This window comes from Lysobacter sp. yr284, from assembly GCF_900107375.1.
In the GTDB taxonomy this organism is placed as follows: domain Bacteria; phylum Pseudomonadota; class Gammaproteobacteria; order Xanthomonadales; family Xanthomonadaceae; genus Lysobacter.
On the sequence record NZ_FNPT01000004.1, the window covers coordinates 266,428 to 284,259 of the forward strand.

The following is a 17,832-nucleotide window of genomic DNA, read 5'->3' on the forward strand; positions in this document are numbered from 1 at the left end:
TGCGCCCGCGCCCCGTCCCATGCGAACATAGCCGCATGAACGATCAGCGCATCATCGATTCCGGCGCCACCCGCGAAGACGACGCCCTGGAGGCTTCGATCCGGCCCAAGCGCCTGGACGAGTACCTCGGCCAGCAGCCGGTGCGCGAGCAGCTCAAGATCTACATCGAGGCCGCCAAGCACCGCGGCGAGGCGCTCGACCACGTGCTGATCTTCGGCCCGCCGGGCCTGGGCAAGACCACCCTGAGCCACGTCATCGCCAACGAGCTGGGCGTGAACCTGCGCCAGACCTCCGGCCCGGTGATCGAGAAGGCCGGCGACCTGGCCGCGCTGCTGACCAACCTGCAACCGCACGACGTGCTGTTCGTCGACGAAATCCACCGCCTCTCGCCGCTGGTCGAGGAAGTGCTGTACCCGGCGATGGAGGACTACCAGATCGACATCATGATCGGCGAGGGCCCCGCCGCGCGCTCGATCAAGATCGACCTGCCGCCGTTCACCCTGATCGGCGCGACCACCCGCGCCGGCCTGCTGACCGCGCCGCTGCGCGACCGCTTCGGCATCGTCCAGCGGCTGGAGTTCTACAACGCCGAGGAACTGACCAAGATCGTGCGCCGCTCGGCGCAGATCCTCGGCATCGCCTGCGAGCCCGAGGGCGCGGCCGAGATCGCCAAGCGTTCGCGCGGCACCCCGCGCATCGCCAACCGGCTGCTGCGGCGGGTGCGCGACTACGCCCAGGTCCGCGCCGCCGGCCACATCGACCGCGCCGTCGCCGACGCCGCGATGGCCATGCTCAAGGTCGATCCGGAGGGCTTCGACGAGCTCGACCGGCGCCTGCTCAAGACCATCATCGAGTCCTTCGACGGCGGCCCGGTCGGGGTGGAGTCGCTGGCCGCCACGCTGAGCGAGGAGCGCGGCACGCTCGAAGACGTGATCGAGCCGTTCCTGATCCAGCAGGGCTACCTGATCCGCACCGCGCGCGGCCGCATGGCCACCTCGCGCGCCTACCGCCACCTCGGCCTGGACCCGCGCGAGCGGCCGGGCGACCCCGGGGAACTGTTCTGATGGCGACCGCTTCGACGCCCGCCGCGGCCGGCCCGCACGGGGCTCGCGCATGAGCGCGCCTGCGGCGGGTTCCGGCGCGGTTCCCGGCTTATTCAGTTGGCCGACACGCGTCTATTGGGAAGATACCGACGCCGGCGGGCTGGTGTACCACGCCCGGTACGTGGCCTTCATGGAGCGCGCGCGCAGCGAATGGGTGCGCGCCCTGGGCTACGGCCAGGACGGGTTGCGCCGCGAGCACGGGTTGCTGTTCGTGGTCGCCGGCATGCAGATCTGCTTCCTCATGCCCGCGCGGCTGGACGACGAACTGCAGGTCACCGTGCAGCTCGTGCGCTGCCGCCGCGCCAGCCTGGTCTTCGCCCAGCGGACGATGCGCGGCGCGCAGCGGCTGGTCGAGGCCGAAGTGAAGGTCGCCGCGGTCGACGCGCAGCACCTGCGCCCGTGCCCGATCCCGCCGGCGCTGTACGCGCAACTGCAGGCGCAGGAAGCGCCGCCACCGGACGCGTTGCAGGCGGCTTCACGCACCCGGTAGTAAAACCCGCGCCAACCCGATCCCGGTCTTCAACCCCACGACACCCTGCGGCCCGTTGACTCCCGACGCGCCGCACGCCCCACACAAGCCCGCGCGCCGGGCGACGGAGAACCAAGCATGACGTCATCGCTGATCGCGCTTCTGGCCACGACTGTGCAAGCCTTGCCGGAGGAAGCCACCCAGGCGGTGACCCAGGGCGCCGCCGCCGCCGGCCAGGCCGCCGCGGAATTCAGCCTGCTGGACCTGGTGATCAAGGCCAGCCTGCCGGTGCAGTTCATCATGGCGCTGCTGGTGATCGCCTCGCTGACCTCGTGGTTCATCATCTTCCGCAAGTGGAAGGTGATCCGCCGCGCCAAGGCCGAGGCCGACCACTTCGAGGAACGCTTCTGGTCCGGCGCCGAACTGTCCAAGCTCTACGCCGGCACCACCGAGCGCGCGCGCAACATCGGCGGCCTGGAGGCGATCTTCGAATCCGGCTTCCGCGAGTTCAACCGCGTGCGCCAGCGCCGCGGCGTCGACGCCCGCGCCCAGATCGAAGGAGCCCAGCGCGCCATGCGCGCGACCGGCTCGCGCGAGATCGACGGGCTCGAGCACAACCTGGAGCTGCTGGCCAACATCGGCTCGACCTCGCCGTACATCGGCCTGGTCGGCACCGTGTTCGGCATCATGGTGACCATGCACTCGCTGGTCTCCGCGTCCAAGCAGGTCGGCATCGCCGACGTCGCCCCGGGCATCTCCGAGGCGCTGCTGGCCACCGCGATGGGCCTGTTCGTGGCGATCCCGGCGGTGTGGGCCTACAACCGCTTCGCCACCGGCGTGGAGCGGCTGGCGGTGCGCTACGACGCGTTCTCCGAGGAGTTCTCTTCGATCCTGCAGCGGCAGGCCCACCTGGACGAGTGATGCGGGCGATCGCTTCCGCACCGCACAGCCCGCGCCGCGGGCGCGCGCCGCGCCCGACGCCGGCGCGGCGCCCCGCCTGATCAGGCGACACCAGAGGAACCCGCCATGTCCGGCACCATCCGCCGCCCCAACAAGCGCAAGCTCAAGGCCGACATCAACGTCGTGCCCTACATCGACGTCATGCTGGTGCTGCTGATCATCTTCATGGTCACCGCGCCGCTGCTGACGCTCGGCGTCGACGTCGACCTGCCCAAGTCCAACGCCAAGTCGAGCAACACCAAGACCGATCCGGTCGTGGTCCAGGTCGACGAATCCGGCAACTTCTTCCTCACGGTCAAGGCCGGCAACAAGGAAGCGGTGACCGCGCAGGACCTGGCCGCCAAGATCGGCGCCATCGTCAAGCAGAACGACAAAGAGAAGGTGCAGGTCTACATCGCCGGCGACGGCCGCGCCAATTACCAGCCGGTCATGGATGCGATGAACATCCTGCAAAACGCCGGCGTGGAGAAGGTCAGCCTGATCAGCCAGCCCGAGAAGGGCAGGAAATGAGGGAGACCCGCGCCGACTCGGTCCAGGCCGCGATCGTGGTCGTGCTGCTGCACGGCCTGCTGATCGCGGCGTTGATCGTCAGTGCGCTGCTGAACTGGAACAGCGGCGCGGTGTCGGCCGCCGGCTCGCCGGTGTCGACCGAACTGGCCGAGATGAGCGACCTGTCGGCGGCGATGCAGCGCACCCTGCGCAGCAAGGTCGAGCCGGTCCCGCAGGCGCAGCCCGACCCGCTGCCCGAGCAGGCCGATCCGCTGCCGCAGCCGGTCGCCGAGCCCAAGCCGCAGGACGCGGTCTCGCCGCAGCAACAGTCGCCGCAGGACTTCGTCCCGGTGCCCGACACCACCAGCCAGGAGCAGGTGGTCGACACGCCGACGCCGAACCCGGCCGAGGACAAGAAGCTGCAGGAGGCCAAGGCGCGCCAGGAGCAGGTCGACCTGACCGAGCAGAAGCGCCAGGAAGAGGCGCAGCAGAAGCAGCGCCTGGCCGAGCAGCAGGAGGCCGAGCGGCAGAAGAAGCTCGAGGACATCCGCCGCGAGCGCGCGCGCCTGCAGCGCGAGCAGAGCCTGGCCGAGCAGAAGCTGCAGCAGCTCGCCGACCGCCGCGCCAGCCAGGCCAGCCAGACCGCCGCGGCGACCGCGCCGGCGCAGCAGGCCGGCAACCAGGGCGCCGACACCGGCCTGCTGGCGCGCTACCAGGCGGCGCTGCAGTCGGCGATCAAGAACAAGTGGACCCGCCCGGATTCGGTCCCGCTCGGCGCGGCCTGCCGGCTCAACATCCGCCAGCTGCCCGGCGGCCAGGTGATCGCGGTGGAAGTGATCGAGCCCTGCGCCTACGACGAGGCCGGACGGCGTTCGGTCGAGGCCGCGGTGCTCAAGGCCCAGCCCTTGCCCTACGCCGGCTTCGAAAGCGTGTTCCAGCGCAGCCTGATCCTGAACTTCCGCGCCGAGGACCGCTGATGCGCGCCGCGACCCGATCGCTCGCGCGCATCGCCGCGGTGGCCGCCGGGCTGGCTGCGATGCCGGCCATGGCGGTCGAGATCGGCCGCGCCTGCGACACGCCCGAGCACTGCCTGCCGCAGAACCAGTTGCGCTATTACGAAGTGCTGCGCCAGAGCATCGGCCAGCATTGGCAGGCGCCCGCCAGCGCCGCCGCCGACAGCGCCTGCACGCTGGAGCTGAGCCAGGCGCCGGGCGGCAGGCTGGTGTCGGTACGCACGATCCAGCCCTGCGACCTCGACCCGGCCGGGCGCGACAGCCTGCTGGCGGCCGCGCGCGCGGCCAGTCCGTTGCCGTACCAGGGCTACCAGCAGGTGTTCCGGCCGCTGCTGCGGCTGAGCCTGCGGGTGGCCGAACCCGACGATCCCAAGGAACGGGAAGAGAGCCGGCTCAAGCGCTGGTGGCAGCGCATGCGCGATCGCTGAACGCGGCAGCCGGACCCGCCGCCGCGCTGCCGCGCCGGCCCAGACGGTTGCCTGAACGGGCGGCCGGGCGGGGCAGGGCGGCTGCCCCGTCGCGTCGCTTGCTGCCGGTCGCGGGCGTTGCTTGCACGTTTTGTGCGCCGTTCGCCCGCATACGCACGCCGCTAACGCACTGAAAGGCAAATTGACGCCGGGTTTTGAGCCCACGTTCACCCAACAGCGTTAACAATGCCGAACCTGAACAAACCCCCGTTGGATTCTCACGGAGTGCCGATGAAACGACCCCTGCGCTGGCTGGCCACGCTGCTTGCCGTCCTGATCCCCTTCGCCGCGTCGGCCCAGCAAAAGGGGTTGGAGATCGACATCGTCGGCGGCCTCGCCTCGGCCACCCCGATCGCCGTGGTGCCCATGCCCTACCAGGGCAGCGGCGCGGCTCCGCCGACCGACATCGCCGAAGTGGTCCGCAACGACCTCAACCGCTCCGGCCAGTTCCGCGGCCTGCCGGTCGAGCAGATGGCGGCCAAGCCGACCCGCGGCAGCGAAATCAGCTTCCCCGACTGGCGCGCGCTCAACCAGGACTACATCGTGGTCGGCCGGGTGCTCGACGCCGGCGCCGGCACCTACCGGGTCGAGTACGAGCTGTACGACGTGGGCAAGCAGCAGCGCCTGCTCGGCTTCGCCCTGACCGCGCGCGCCAACGCCATGCGCGACGTCGCCCACCAGGTCGCCGACAAGATCTACGAGCAGGTCACCGGCGTGCGCGGCGCGTTCTTCACCCGCATCGCCTACGTCACCGCCACCGGCGTCGGCCGCGGCAGCAACTACGCGCTGATGGTGGCCGACTCCGACGGCTACAACCCGCAGACCGTGGTGCGCTCGCCCGAGCCGCTGCTGTCGCCGTCGTGGAGCCCGGACGGCAACCGCCTGGCCTACGTCAGCTTCGAGGGCGGCAATTCCTCGATCTACATCCAGAACATCGGCACCGGCAGCCGCGAACTGGTGGCCAAGTTCCGCGGCATCAACGGCGCCCCGGCGTTCTCGCCCGACGGCCGCCGCCTGGCCCTGACCCTGTCGCGCAGCGGCAACCCCGAGATCTACGTGATGGACCTGGGCAGCAAGGCGCTGACCCAGCTGACCAACCACTTCGGCATCGACACCGAGCCGACCTGGTCGGCCGACGGCAACAAGATCTATTTCACCTCCGACCGCGGCGGCAAGCCGCAGATCTACGCGGTCCCCACCAGCGGCGGCAGCGCGACCCGGGTCACCTTCCAGGGCAGCTACAACGCCAGCGCCAGCGTGTCGTTCGACGGCAAGAAGATCGCCACCGCCCAGGGCGCGGGCAACACCTACCGGATCGCGATGATGGATTCCAGCACCGGCGGCGCCCTGTGGAGCACCCTGTCGCCGGGGTCGCTGGACGAATCGCCGAGCTTTGCACCGAACGCCTCCATGATCATTTATGCTGCGCGCGAAGGACGCCGTGGCGTGCTCTATGCCGTTTCCGCCGATGCCCGGGTGCGCCAGCGCCTGGTGCTGGCCGACGGCGACGTGCGCGAACCGGCCTGGGGGCCCTATCGCCTGCCGCGCTGACGCGCCGGCGGGCCCTCATCGCGCCGGCCTGCGGCCGCGCCGGTAGCGCCCCGGAACCACGCCTGCAACAGCTCCCCGAACGACTCCTGCCCCACGTTACACACTGACGAGGAATACCCATGAACAACGCTGCCCGCATCCTGCTCGCCGCCGTGCTCTGCACCGCGGCCGTCGCCTGCTCGAAGAAGGTCAAGGAAACCGCGCCGACCGATACCGGCCCGGGTTCGACCACCACCCAGCCCGGCGACAGCACCGGCCCGGTCGCCTCCGGCGCCTACGGCCCGAACGACCTGGACACCGACGCCTGCCTGCGCCAGCGCGTGGTGTACTTCGACCTCGACCAGGATTCGCTGAAGCCGGAGTTCCAGGCCATCGTCGGCTGCCACGCCAAGTACCTGCGCGACCGTCCGTCCTCGCGCATGACCCTGGAAGGCAACGCCGACGAGCGCGGCAGCCGCGAATACAACCTGGGCCTGGGCGAGCGCCGCGGCAATGCCGTGTCGTCGTCCATCCAGGCCAACGGCGCCTCGGGCAGCCAGATCACCGTGGTGTCGTACGGCGAAGAGCGTCCGGTCTGCACCGACTCGAACGAAGACTGCTGGGCCAAGAACCGTCGCGTCGAGATCGTCTACACCGCCAAGTGATCGGCGGCACGACTTTCCGAGCAACCCAGACGAGGCTGACCCGCGATGCTGAAGTCCGCAGAGCGTAAGTTCGTACTAGCCTTGGCAGTCGTGGCGGCCCTTGCGGCCGCCACGCCCGCTTTTGCCCAGCGCGCGAGCCTGGCCGACCGGGTCGCGGTGCTGGAACAGCGCGCGTCCGACAACCAGGCCAACATGGACCTGCTCAACCAGGTCAACCAGCTCAAGTCGGAAATGCAGGCCCTGCGCGCGCAGGTCGAGGAATTGCAGCAGCAGAACCGCCAGCTGCAGGAATCGAGCAAGGCGCAGTACCTGGACACCGACAACCGCCTCAACCGGCTCGAAAGCGGCGCGCCCGCCGCCGCCGCGCCGGGTCCGCAGGCGTCCGCCGCCAAGCCTTCGCCGCCGCCGCCGGCGGTGAAGGACACCGCACCCAGCGTGCACGGCGATCCGGGCCTGCTGGCCCAGGGCGGCGACGAGCGCGCGGCCTACGACGCCGCGTTCAACGCGCTCAAGGGCGGCCAGTACGTCGAGTCGGCGCGCCTGTTCCAGGAGTTCCTGGCCGCGCACCCGAACGGCACCTACACGCCCAACGCGCTGTATTGGCTGGGCGAGAGCTACTACGTCACCCAGAACTACCAACTCGCGCAGGAGCAGTTCCAGTCCCTGCTCGACCGCTATCCGACCCACGACAAGGCCGCCGGGGCCCTGCTCAAGGTCGGCCTGGCCCAGTTCGGGTTGAAGCAGGTCGACGCCGCCGAGCGCACGCTCGCCGACGTCGCCAACCGGTATCCCGGTACCGACGCCGCGCGCACGGCCGCCGATCGCCTCAACGCGATCCAGCTGAGCCGGCTGCGCAACTGAGTCCCGCCATGAACGCCGTTGTCTCCGAGACGGCCGCAGCGCCGTCCTCCGAGCGCCTGCGGCTGACCGAAATCTTCCTGTCGCTGCAAGGCGAATCCGACAGCATCGGCTGGCCGACCGTGTTCGTGCGCCTGACCGGCTGCCCGCTGCGCTGCCAGTACTGCGACACCGCTTACGCCTTCCACGGCGGCGAGTGGTGGGAGTTCGACGCGATCCTGGCCGAAGTCGCGCAACACGGCGCCCGCCACGTCTGCGTGACGGGTGGCGAGCCGTTGGCGCAGAAGCGCTGCATCGAACTGCTCAAGCGCCTGTGCGATGCCGGCTACGAGGTCTCGCTGGAGACTTCCGGCGCGATCGACATCGGCCCGGTCGATGCGCGCGTGTCGCGCGTGCTCGACATCAAGACGCCCGACTCCAAGGAAGCGCACCGCAACCTGTGGAGCAACCTGCCGCTGCTGACCGCGCGCGACCAGATCAAGTTCGTGATCTGCAGCCGCGAGGACTACGAGTGGTCGAAGGCGATCGTCGCCGAGCACGGTCTGAGCGCGGTGTGCGCGGTGATGTTCTCGCCGAGCTTCCACCAGATTCGCCCGCGCGACCTGGCCGACTGGATCGTCGCCGACCGCCTGCCGGTGCGGTTCCAGCTGCAGCTGCACAAGATCCTCTGGGACGACGAACCCGGCCGCTGAGCTTGGGCGACCGACGGGCCGCCAGGCCCGGCCACAACAGCCAACCCCCGCAAGCCCGGCTGCTGTAGCCTCTCCCATTCCCGATTCCGCATTTCCGTCCCGACCATGAAAAAAGCCGTCGTCCTCGTCTCCGGAGGCATGGATTCCGCCGTCGTCGCCGCCATCGCGCGCGAGCAGGGCTTCCTCGTGCACGCGCTGAGCGTGCGCTACGGCCAGCGCCACACCTCCGAACTCGACGCCGCCGCGCTGATCGCCCAGTCCATCGGCGCGGCCGCGCACAAGACCGTCAGCGTCGACCTGCGCAGCATCGGCGGCTCGGCGCTGACCGACGAGAGCATCCAGGTGCCGCTCGACGACGACGGCCACCCGGTCGGCCAGGACGCGGCCAAGGACGCGATCCCGGTGACCTACGTGCCGGCGCGCAACACCATTATGCTGTCGATCGCGCTGGGCTGGGCCGAAGTGCTCGGCGCCAACGACATCTTCTGCGGCGTCAACGCGGTCGACTACTCCGGCTATCCGGACTGCCGCCCGGAGTTCGTCGAGGCCTTCGAGCGCCTGGCCAACCTCGCCACCAAGGCCGGGGTCGAGGGCGCCGGCCTGCGCGTGGTCGCGCCGCTGCAGTTCCTGAGCAAGGCCGACATCGTCCGCGAAGGCGTGCGCCTGGGCGTGGACTTCGGCCAGACTGTGTCGTGCTACAAGGCCGACGACGCCGGCCGCGCCTGCGGCCACTGCGACGCCTGCCGCCTGCGCGCCGAAGGCTTCCACGCCGCCGGCGTGGCCGACCCGACCCGCTACGTCTGAACGCGTTCGCCGCAGGGGCCTGACTCGGGCCCCGACCTGGGCTAGAATGCCCGGCTCCGGCGCGCCCGGAGTTCGGAATGGGTCGTTAGCTCAGTCGGTAGAGCATCGGACTTTTAATCCGCTGGTCGATGGTTCGAATCCATCACGACCCACCATTCCCTCGCGGTCCAACCGCGTCTCTCCGTCACACCACCTCGCGAAAAGGCCTTATTTCCGGCCTTTTCGTCGTCGGCCTGTGGACTCGTCAAATATCCACAGGCCCTAATTTGGCGAAAATTTCGCCAATTTTTCTCCGATTTCTCCCTTCCTATGGACTGCCGACCAATGGATTGGTTTCCGGGGTCTTACGGATCAATGGGTTACGACTGGTCTTTTCAACGAGTTTTATCGCGATCAACATGCCGTGCAGGATTCCAACTCGGCACCAGGAGCCGACGCGGAAATTTTCGAAAGGGGCCCTGCGAGGTGTGAGCGGGCTTTGCCGGAGTGGGGTGCGATGGATCTGCAGCGACTCAAGACGTACGTACTAGGGGCGGTCGCATACGAGCTAGACGGGCACACACATCGGGGCATTACTGAAAAGCTCATTGAGCTCCAACTGCCTAGTGATCTTCCTGGATCGAAGAAAGAGAGAATTCAACAAGCGTTAGAAGGCATAGACGATGGTGCATTGCCTGGCTTGGCCAAGCATTTGATCGCCACGGGTGGGCTACGACCGGCGGACCGGAACGCCATTGAAGATGCGCTTTGGACTGACGCCGACTACCCGGCTATTCGAAAGCGGACGCGTCGAGAAATTGCGGCGGCACTAAATGTCACAGATTTATTCATTGACGCGCGAAAGTTCGATGCTTTGTTGTCGCGTCTCTGGGTCCTTCGCAACGATTCAACTTGGACCTTCCTTGCCGACATCACGGGAGAAGATGACAGTCTCTACGCGGAGATTGCTTATCACATACACGGCGCAAGTGGCTGCTGGTCGGTGCTGGATCTGTTCGACAAATTGGGCGCATTCGAGGCATCAGATCGACGTTTCGCTCTGTTCCTAGAGGGACTAGCTTCGCCGGACATCCGACCGGACGAGGAAAGTCAGAGACGCTTTGTTGGAATCGTCAATGGCCCGTTGAAGGCGTTGGGCCTTGAGCTGCATGAAGTGGGGCTCGATGGCGGCTATCCGGTCTTCGAGTTGCTCTCTAAGCATGTATCGCCACGTGGTCGGCCGAAGCAACTGATCTTCGCGTCGTCAGTCAAACCAGACCTGCGATTCAGCGATGCTATCGACAACGACATCGAAATTGTCACTGGCAAGGATGAGGTCTTGGTGTATGACAGGGCAATTGGCGTCAATGGTTTGCGCTGGTGGGATCTTCAAGCATGGTGGAAGGATCGCCAGAGTCTTGAGTTGGAAAGCGATGCAAAGAACTCCCTATATAAGCGTCTAGTTTCAAGTCTGCCGACCAACTCGCCACCACAACGAGCTCTATTCGACGGCTTCTACAGGACCTTCTCGAGCGAGATTCCTCAGCTGCCAGCATTGCTTCCTGAGGTCTGGCTGCACTGGGATCCCAAGACCATCCGTCTCAGGGGGCGGGATGCTCTTTTGAACTCCCGAATGGACTTCTTAATACTACTGCCCGGGAATGTTCGGGTTGTTATTGAAGTGGATGGGCAGCAGCATTATGCGGAAGACAACGGTAGGGCGAGCCCCAGGCTATACGCGAAAATGGTCGCGGCAGATCGAGATCTACGCCTTGCGGGATATGAGGTATACAGATTCGGAGCCCATCAGTTGTGCCAAAGCGATGCGATGCAGATCATAGGTGACTTCTTCGCGTCCTTGTTCCGAATGCATGGCGTCAGGGAATTGCGGCGGTAGAGTCGTGAACGCTGACGAGAACTATCATGTTCTCAGGCCTGGATTGAACATTCACAGGGAAGAGGGGCGGCTACTAGTGGAGCATCTTATCTATCATCCGCCGAAGTCTGTCGCGTTTGGCCACAGGCCACGGGTTCGGGACATTGGCAAGTCCTGGCAGATGACGCAGGCATACTTGCAGAAGCACGCCTCGGGGAAGTACCGCTCGACCGAGCCGATTCGTCTTGCATGCTTTGGATCGGACTGGGCGACCCTCGACCTTCTAGAGCGCAAGTTCGGGAAGCCGGCGAATTTTCATCCTGCTGCAGCCTTCGCTCAACTCCAGGATTGGACCCTGGATAGCACGGCGATCTCAGATCTGGTGGATATCTACTTTGCTGTACTCGGACTTTCGCGCGACGATGGCACGCATCTGGATTTCAGCATCTGCTTTGACTTCAAATGGAATGGTTGTGAAGAGTCCGCACTAGAAGGGTCGTACTTGGGAATAACGTTCGACCAGTTAGGTATCTTCTTTCAGCCCAGTCTTACGTTTCCGTTCTCGTGGGATTCGCTTCCCCGTCGTCGATGGCTTAACTCAATGCTTCGTGACTCACCATTTCGATTTCGCGAGCAGTACTTTCAACGCGCGATTCCGACCAAAGCGGGAAAGCGCTACCGTACGCTCAAGCTGCAGAAGGGCTGGCTGTCTGAGCTTTAACAAAGGCTCGCTCGCAAGAGATAGCGCGTCGTGGCGGTGCGAGGGATAGATCCGTTTCATATGCCTGGTAGGCCATTGAGCAATTTCGAGTCTGCGGGCGTCTTGAGCCGCCACTGGTCGCAAGTCGCCTCCTGCCTAGTCCTCTTCGCCTTGCGCAGCGAACTGTCAGCCTTGCTTGACGAGTGTCCGCTTGCCTACTGAGCTGGTTGTGCGTGCGGTGGGCTTCGCTATGCCCGGAATCAGGAAGTCAGTGGGGTGCTGGCCGAACCTGATCTTCTTAGCAAGCCAACGCGGCATGCTCCCTCGGCCTGACCAAGTGTTGAGTTCGTTGTCTGGGTCGCGGTACTTGGGCGCGAACTTGGTTGGCTTGCGCCGAGAGCTCCGCTTCTTTTTGGCGGGCTGAGCTATCGGTTGATCGACAAAGAGTTCTTTGATCGTGCAGCCGTGACGGTAGCCAATGCGACCGCTTGCCGGCGCATCGATGCGGCGAGCCGGCGCTTTGATAGGAGCTGCTTCCGCTTCTCCGTGGCGATCAAAAGCGATGTCAATTGCGCAGGCTGAGCTTTCGACATCGATATGCATGTCGTCCATGGATCGGCTGCACCATGAGGCCTATCAAGCGGCGCTACCGAAGGCCGAATTGCTGGACCAGTCATCGTTCTGTTGCTCGGCTATATTAGGCAATCTTCCCAGGTCACCCTCACGGCGCCAACGCATGCAGGCGATTTCGACAGTTCTCCGAAACAGAATGTGGCTTGGCTTGTTAGTGTTGTGCGCCGCGGTCTTGACCGAAGTTTGTACTCGCGCGAACACCCCGTCGAAAGATCTGGGGGCTGATGTTGACGAAGTCGCCGCCAACCTGATCAAGCAGCCTTTGCTCCACTCGGCCTCAATCGGGGTCGTGTACCGGGGCAGGGAGATCGTTCGCCATCGTGGTGACATGCAGTCCGGCCAGGGGAAGCCGCCGACGGACGCAACGCTTTACGAGATCGGCTCGTTAAGCAAGACGTTCGCCGGGACCCTGATGGCCAAGGCCGTTGTGGAGCGCAAGGCGAGTCTCGACGACGACGTCCGAATGTATCTGAGTGAGGCGTACCCGAATTTGCAGTACAAGGGTGAGCCCATTCGCATCCGCCACCTGTTGTCCCACACTAGTGGCCTGCCGAACATGTTGCCCGAGCGCGCAAATGTGGTGCTTGCTGACTTTACCGACCGGCGCACGCCTGGTGAACTCAATGCCGTCTATGCGCATTACGGCCAAGCGGAGTTCTTCAAGGATCTGCACACCGTCGAGATTCCACGGCGGCCCGGAAAGAAGTACGCCTACTCCAGTGCCGGTACGGAGCTGACGGCGCATATCCTGGAAACGGTCTACAAGCGCGACTACGAGTCGCTGCTACGCGAATTCTTCCACGACTCGGCGGCGATGACCGATGTCCGCATCCGGCTAAGCGGTGCCGAAGCGAGTCGGCTGGCGATCGGCTACCACAGTGACAATCCTGTTCCGACCACGCCGATGCCGCAGTTGCCTTGGGGTGCATCCGGGAATGTGAAGTCGACCGTCCCGGACATGATGAAGTACCTGAAATTCCAGTTGGCTAATGACCCCGTCGTGAAGGAGTCGCATCGTCCCCTGGTTGAATTCGATTCCGAGTTCAGCATCGGCTATTTCTGGAACATCGTCGCTGGCGAGCACTTAAAGGGCGTCTATTACGCGCATCATGGCGGCGTGCCGCGCTCGCAGTGCTATATCTATATCGTGCCGAAATACGATCTGGGCATTTTCGTCATTACTAATCAGAGCGGCGACCAGACCGCGAACTCTATGGAGGCGGCTATCGATACGCTCGTGGAGAGAATCGCGGCACGGGAAAAAATCGCGGGTTAGGTGCCGATGTGAGTCGTGAGCGTTCGGTCGGTCATCACTGGCGCAAAGTCGCTTGGGTTGTTGGCAGCGTTACGGGTAGCGTGCCAGACCAGGTGGCAGGCATTCCCGACAGTTTCTTCGCCAAGCGCGTGGCGGAGATGGTGGCGCTCGATCGCCTTGAGGCTCAAGGCGACTTGTCGCGCATCCGTTACAGCGAAGTGCGGCTCGCCGCTGCTGGCAATGCCCGCTGAGTGGCTAGCGCCACTCGCCGCGACGCGCATCGAGCAGCTTGAGGCCTTTCGGCGGCGCGTACCGCTAATGATCGAACGTTACCTCCTGCATGGCGGACTTCGCCTCCCCTACGTATAGCGATTTCATTTCATAGTATCGAAGGCGCGATGTGAGCCGAGGTGGACTGCCTAGAAAATATGAATAGGCAGGCCCAATGCCGGGTAGCAAGCCATCTCCACTCGCCAGTTGGGCAGCCGGCCACCGGTCCCAGTAAAAAATATGGCGCAGCGATGCCATTAGTGGTAAGTGAACTCGATATGCCGCAGGGATGTTGCCATGGTCGTCAGTGCTGCCGCCGAAACCTTGATTCCAGCCGCCCAATGGGAAGACGCCGGCTTTCGCGCACGCTTCGAGGCCTTGTACGCGCAACTTCAGAGCATCGCCCGGCGCGAGTTGCGGGGGGCGGCGCGCGGGACGCTCGACACCGGCGTGCTGGTGCATGAGGCCTACTTGAAGCTCAATGGTGTCGAGTTGGATGTCAGTCAGCGCGGTCCGTTCCTCGCCTTGGCCGCCAAGGCGATGCGACCTCGCGCGCCGGCCGGTGTCGGAGCGATCCACCACCAGTGCGCCCGAACTGCGCTCCTCCCAGATCACGAACGTTCTGTATCTGGACCCGCGCGAGATCGTGAACGTGATGGGCACTCAAGCTGGGCGGCAGGTGATCCTGTCCACAGTCCGCGCCAATGCTCCGACCGTCCGGCAAGACTTGGGCTAGGCACCCAGCGCTCGCGCGCCCGGATACCGATCCGGGTGCGCTCAACCAGGGGCGATTTAGCCGATCTCAGCCGCATGTTCTGCCGGCTTCAGAAGCCGGTCGAGAGCGAACTGATAGAACTGGGCGTCCATTGCTTTGGACGATGGCGTTCTCGTTGAGCCAAGGCATCCCGCCAGCTCATGCTGAAGCTGCTTGATGAGCGCCTCATCGCTAATCGGAACCTTTGCGTTCACGAGCGCGATCACTGCATCTCCGATGGTAGCTGGGATACTTTCCGTTGCTACTAGTTGGTTCGTCTCGCGAATCTTGGCCAAGTAAGCCTGAGCCATCTCTTCGCCCGTTTTCTTGGCTTTCATTAAGCAGAGTCTCCCATTTCGAGTGTGTCGCTACCCACGCCCTGAATGCCAGAAGCCGGCACCTTCAGTTGATCGATGGCGAACTGATAGGGAAGGTCCAGAAAGGCGCTCAAGTCCGAATCTGCTCTGCTTTCCTGCTTATCTTCTTGCTCTGCCAGAAGGTGCTCGATAAGTGTCTGACTTGTAATTGGAACGCTTGCATCTCGGAGGGCAATGACCGCCTTGCCCAGCAAGGTGGGGACCATTCCCTTCGCAAAGTCTTCTAGCGCTCGACGATCTCGATCGAGTGCTCTTCTCGCTCTTTCCTCGCTACTCATCTTCTTGCCCATATCTCAATCTCCTTGGGAGCGTGGACTCGATAGCGCCTGAACGTCTCAGAGGCTGAGACGAAGTTTCGCTGTGGGGACGAGCAGTTGGGATTGGCGCGCGCCAATTATTTCTGGTGTATCTGATGACAGTAAGAACTGGAGTAGCGAATGATTACTTCGATTTCCTTAACCGTCTAGAAGCGGCGCTCTGTGCGGAGGGGCATGCCTGGGGCCTGCTTTATGTCGGCGCCGGCAACGGCACGTTGACCGGTTCGGACGGCGCCACTGGCGCCTACCGCGGCGGCAGCGCCAGCGTGGCGGAAGGCTTCACCCTAACCGCGCTCGACGCCGGGCGGTTCCAGGTAGTCGGTGCGGTCGCAGGTGATCTAGGCATTGCGCAGGTTGGCCAGCCCTTCGATTCCGAGCGGCTGCGGTTCCGTATCAACGCCGGATCGACGCCGTTCGTGGCCGGCGATCGCTTCACCCTGAACACGTCGCCGGCCTGGACGCTGCTGCGCCGCTATGGCTGCCGGAACGCCAGCGCTCGCACCACGAACCTCACCAATCCCACGGCGGTGTTTGATAATCGGACCGACACTTGGGGCAACCTGCCCGTCGCCGGTCTGCCAGCGCACGCCAGTATCGAGATGATCGGTCCGGCGGTGGTCAAGGCGCTGACCCTCGGGATCGGCGATAACGGCGCGCGCGGTCCGGCTGCCTTCGAACTGCAGCGCTCCGACGACGGCTCGGCCTGGTCGCGGGTGCAAGCGTGGAGCGGCCAGGTCTGGCCGAGCGCGCGCATGCGCCGCACCTATCCAATCACCGGCTCGCCCACAGCAGCGCGGTTCTGGCGCCTGCTGATCACCGGCACGGCCGGCGCCGACCCGCTCGAAGTCAACGACGTCAGCTTCCACACCGATCTCAACGCTGACTTCGAACTCGAAGACCGGGCGCAGTGGATCGTGCAGGCGCCCGGACTGGACGGGCAGAAGGCGATCTTCATCGGCGCCGAACTGTACGAGGACGCCGCGCGCGCTGCGTACAACCTCAATTGGTACGGCTTTCGCTCGCACAATCCGCTGCGTAGCCTACGAACGCAAACCAATGTCAGCGGCTCGCGCGGATTGCCGCTGCGCAACGGTCCCTTCGCCTATTGGCTCGCGATCAACGGCCAGCGCGTGGTGATCATCGCGCGCGTCGGCACGGTGTACCTGAGCGCGTACCTGGGCTTCATCAACGCCTATGAGCCGCCGTCGATCCACGAGTATCCGCTCGCGATCGGCGCGTGCGGATCTGCCGAGACGCTGACGCCCGATGCGACCGACGCCAATTTCCGTTGCTTCTTCGATCCCGGACGCTACGCGCTGGCGGTGAACTACCCGGACAACGTCTGGCGTCTACACGTCAACCGTTATGCATCGGGATCGAGTGACATCGGCGATACCGAAACGCCCGGCAAGGTCTATCCCAGCGCGATGTCCACGTGGGGCGATCGCGCCAATCTTCGCGAGAACCTGGACGGCACATCGCCGGTGCTGCCGCTCGTTCTGGGCAGTTCGTCCCCGCGGCATCCGCTGGGCGAGTTCGATGGCTGCGGCTGGACCACCGGCTTCAGCACCGCTTCCGAGTCGCGGATCGACCACGATGGCGCGGCCTGGATGGCGTTCCAGAACGCCTTCCGGATCTCTCCCGACAACTACTTCGCCTTGAAGCTGGACTGATGGCCTACGCGACTTCCGCGGCGAACGACCCCAACGAACTGCTCGACAAGCTGCGGGTGTTCGCCCAAGGCAACGGCTGGGCGGTGGATGGCTGGCGCGATCGCACCGTCCGGGTCGGCAAGGCGCTGAGCGTGCATGCGGGTTCGCTGTACGCGACGTTTCTGACCGAGCTGACCGGTGGCGACGGTTCTCGGCCGCCGCCGTTCGTGGGCGCGTTCGGGCATACCGGATATGCGGCGAACGCCAATGCCGATCTTCAGGCCGACGCCAGTGCGCAGGTCTGGGCGAACTACGTCCAAGGCCCGTACAGCGCGGTCCACTTCTTCAGCGCAACGGCGCCGCAGCCGTACCTTCACATCGTGCTGGAGACTCAAGCCGGGACGTTTAAGCACTTCGGCACGGGAAGGCTGGTGACCGCAGGCGTGGTCAGCACTGGTCAGTACGTCTACGGCAGCCAGTGGTACTACGACCCCAACTACATCAGCAGTCCTGACGACGTTCGCCATGCGATTGCGTTCGATGACTACTGGGCCAACTACATGTCAGCGGCCACGCGCGTGCGCGCCGATTTCGATGGCGTTACGCCCCGCTGGCATGGCGTCTCGGACAGCGCAAGCGATACGCGCGCGCTGTACTGCGGCTGGCGCCGTCGCGGCGCGCCGATCAATCTGCTGAAAGACATCGGGCACAGCACGCTGACCGGCCGCGCACCAGGCCAGCCGCTATGGTGCGCCGTGCCGCGTGGCGGCGATCTGATCACCGACGTCGGCCATCCGCCGGACCTGCGCTTCATCCGCCTGGACAGCTACGCGCCCGGCGAGGAACTGGTGCTGGGCAGCGACCGCTGGAAGGTGTTCCCGGTCCACCGCAAGAACGGCCCGGCCGGCACCCCGAACAGCGGGGTCTACGGGTATGCCTATCGCATCACCGAGTAAATAGCGGACATCG

Annotated in this window: 21 protein-coding genes and 1 tRNA gene; 19 read left to right on the forward strand and 3 right to left on the reverse strand. The window is 65.0% G+C overall.

Going from position 1 to position 17,832, the window contains the following annotated elements; all coding sequences use genetic code 11:
* Positions 1 to 35 precede the first annotated feature (35 nt).
* The 14 genes from ruvB to BLV01_RS25330 all read left to right on the forward strand — a co-directional run bounded on the left by ruvB (position 36) and on the right by BLV01_RS25330 (position 11,626).
* Positions 36 to 1,064, forward strand: coding sequence for a Holliday junction branch migration DNA helicase RuvB (gene ruvB, locus BLV01_RS09565; RefSeq protein WP_091797982.1), 1,029 nt, complete (start codon positions 36 to 38; stop codon positions 1,062 to 1,064).
* 49 nt (positions 1,065 to 1,113) lie between these two features.
* Positions 1,114 to 1,593, forward strand: a complete 480-nt coding sequence (ybgC, locus tag BLV01_RS09570; protein ID WP_091797985.1) for a tol-pal system-associated acyl-CoA thioesterase — start codon at positions 1,114 to 1,116, stop codon at positions 1,591 to 1,593.
* 117 nt (positions 1,594 to 1,710) lie between these two features.
* Complete coding sequence (gene tolQ / locus BLV01_RS09575; protein WP_091797987.1) at positions 1,711 to 2,493, forward strand: protein TolQ; 783 nt, start codon at positions 1,711 to 1,713, stop codon at positions 2,491 to 2,493.
* A 105-nt stretch (positions 2,494 to 2,598) separates the two neighbouring features.
* Positions 2,599 to 3,042 carry a protein TolR gene (tolR, locus tag BLV01_RS09580; RefSeq protein ID WP_091797990.1) on the forward strand — a complete coding sequence of 148 codons (444 nt, stop codon included), beginning with the start codon at positions 2,599 to 2,601 and terminating at the stop codon, positions 3,040 to 3,042.
* Positions 3,039 to 3,998 (forward strand): cell envelope integrity protein TolA, encoded by a 960-nt coding sequence (locus tag BLV01_RS09585; RefSeq protein WP_091797993.1) that lies wholly within the window; start codon positions 3,039 to 3,041, stop codon positions 3,996 to 3,998. The genes tolR and BLV01_RS09585 overlap by 4 nt, the downstream gene beginning before the upstream one ends.
* Positions 3,998 to 4,462: a hypothetical protein gene (locus BLV01_RS09590; protein WP_091797996.1), complete on the forward strand. Its 465-nt coding sequence runs from the start codon at positions 3,998 to 4,000 to the stop codon at positions 4,460 to 4,462. Before BLV01_RS09585 ends, BLV01_RS09590 begins: the two co-directional genes overlap by 1 nt.
* A 270-nt stretch (positions 4,463 to 4,732) precedes the next feature.
* Positions 4,733 to 6,052, forward strand: coding sequence for a Tol-Pal system beta propeller repeat protein TolB (gene tolB / locus BLV01_RS09595; protein WP_091797999.1), 1,320 nt, complete (start codon positions 4,733 to 4,735; stop codon positions 6,050 to 6,052).
* 119 nt (positions 6,053 to 6,171) lie between these two features.
* Positions 6,172 to 6,696 (forward strand): peptidoglycan-associated lipoprotein Pal, encoded by a 525-nt coding sequence (gene pal, locus BLV01_RS09600; protein WP_091798002.1) that lies wholly within the window; start codon positions 6,172 to 6,174, stop codon positions 6,694 to 6,696.
* Positions 6,697 to 6,741: 45 nt separating this feature from the next.
* Positions 6,742 to 7,557, forward strand: a complete 816-nt coding sequence (ybgF, locus tag BLV01_RS09605; RefSeq protein WP_091798005.1) for a tol-pal system protein YbgF — start codon at positions 6,742 to 6,744, stop codon at positions 7,555 to 7,557.
* A gap of 8 nt (positions 7,558 to 7,565) precedes the next feature.
* A complete protein-coding gene (gene queE / locus BLV01_RS09610; RefSeq protein WP_091798008.1) occupies positions 7,566 to 8,246 on the forward strand; it encodes a 7-carboxy-7-deazaguanine synthase QueE in 681 nt (226 codons plus the stop codon).
* Positions 8,247 to 8,351: 105 nt separating this feature from the next.
* Positions 8,352 to 9,050 carry a 7-cyano-7-deazaguanine synthase QueC gene (gene queC / locus BLV01_RS09615; RefSeq protein WP_091798011.1) on the forward strand — a complete coding sequence of 233 codons (699 nt, stop codon included), beginning with the start codon at positions 8,352 to 8,354 and terminating at the stop codon, positions 9,048 to 9,050.
* A gap of 79 nt (positions 9,051 to 9,129) precedes the next feature.
* A tRNA-Lys gene (locus BLV01_RS09620) sits at positions 9,130 to 9,205 on the forward strand.
* 341 nt (positions 9,206 to 9,546) lie between these two features.
* The gene (locus BLV01_RS25325; protein ID WP_139178577.1) at positions 9,547 to 10,926 is read left to right on the forward strand and encodes an AbiJ-related protein; all 1,380 of its coding nucleotides are present in this window, start codon (positions 9,547 to 9,549) and stop codon (positions 10,924 to 10,926) included.
* Positions 10,927 to 11,101: 175 nt separating this feature from the next.
* Positions 11,102 to 11,626, forward strand: coding sequence for a hypothetical protein (locus tag BLV01_RS25330; protein WP_217633480.1), 525 nt, complete (start codon positions 11,102 to 11,104; stop codon positions 11,624 to 11,626).
* A gap of 165 nt (positions 11,627 to 11,791) precedes the next feature.
* Here BLV01_RS25330 and BLV01_RS09625 read toward each other — a convergent pair whose 3' ends face one another.
* On the reverse strand, positions 11,792 to 12,217 hold the full coding sequence (locus BLV01_RS09625; protein ID WP_254782572.1) for an H-NS histone family protein: 426 nt from the start codon (positions 12,215 to 12,217) through the stop codon (positions 11,792 to 11,794).
* Here BLV01_RS09625 and BLV01_RS09630 point away from each other — a divergent pair.
* From BLV01_RS09630 to BLV01_RS25340, 3 genes are all read left to right on the forward strand, one after another.
* The gene (locus BLV01_RS09630) at positions 12,216 to 13,514 is read left to right on the forward strand and encodes a serine hydrolase domain-containing protein (protein WP_254782573.1); all 1,299 of its coding nucleotides are present in this window, start codon (positions 12,216 to 12,218) and stop codon (positions 13,512 to 13,514) included. The genes BLV01_RS09625 and BLV01_RS09630 overlap by 2 nt on opposite strands.
* 8 nt (positions 13,515 to 13,522) lie before the next feature.
* Positions 13,523 to 13,744: a DUF3658 domain-containing protein gene (locus BLV01_RS25335; RefSeq protein WP_139178579.1), complete on the forward strand. Its 222-nt coding sequence runs from the start codon at positions 13,523 to 13,525 to the stop codon at positions 13,742 to 13,744.
* A gap of 316 nt (positions 13,745 to 14,060) precedes the next feature.
* Entirely contained in the window at positions 14,061 to 14,657 is a 597-nt protein-coding gene (locus BLV01_RS25340; RefSeq protein WP_139178580.1) for an ECF-type sigma factor, read from the forward strand.
* Here BLV01_RS25340 and BLV01_RS26240 read toward each other — a convergent pair.
* Together BLV01_RS26240 and BLV01_RS25345 are read right to left on the reverse strand one after the other, a co-directional pair.
* A complete protein-coding gene (locus BLV01_RS26240) occupies positions 14,556 to 14,855 on the reverse strand; it encodes a hypothetical protein (RefSeq protein ID WP_175485828.1) in 300 nt (99 codons plus the stop codon). The two genes, BLV01_RS25340 and BLV01_RS26240, sit on opposite strands and share 102 nt — an antisense overlap.
* Positions 14,855 to 15,184 (reverse strand): hypothetical protein, encoded by a 330-nt coding sequence (locus BLV01_RS25345; RefSeq protein ID WP_139178581.1) that lies wholly within the window; start codon positions 15,182 to 15,184, stop codon positions 14,855 to 14,857. The genes BLV01_RS26240 and BLV01_RS25345 overlap by 1 nt, the downstream gene beginning before the upstream one ends.
* Before the next feature lie 122 nt (positions 15,185 to 15,306).
* Between BLV01_RS25345 and BLV01_RS09640 the strand changes: the two genes are divergently transcribed.
* Positions 15,307 to 16,884: a hypothetical protein gene (locus BLV01_RS09640; RefSeq protein ID WP_139178582.1), complete on the forward strand. Its 1,578-nt coding sequence runs from the start codon at positions 15,307 to 15,309 to the stop codon at positions 16,882 to 16,884.
* A complete protein-coding gene (locus BLV01_RS09645) occupies positions 16,884 to 17,819 on the forward strand; it encodes a hypothetical protein (RefSeq protein ID WP_091798025.1) in 936 nt (311 codons plus the stop codon). Before BLV01_RS09640 ends, BLV01_RS09645 begins: the two co-directional genes overlap by 1 nt.
* The last annotated feature ends 13 nt before the right edge of the window (positions 17,820 to 17,832 follow it).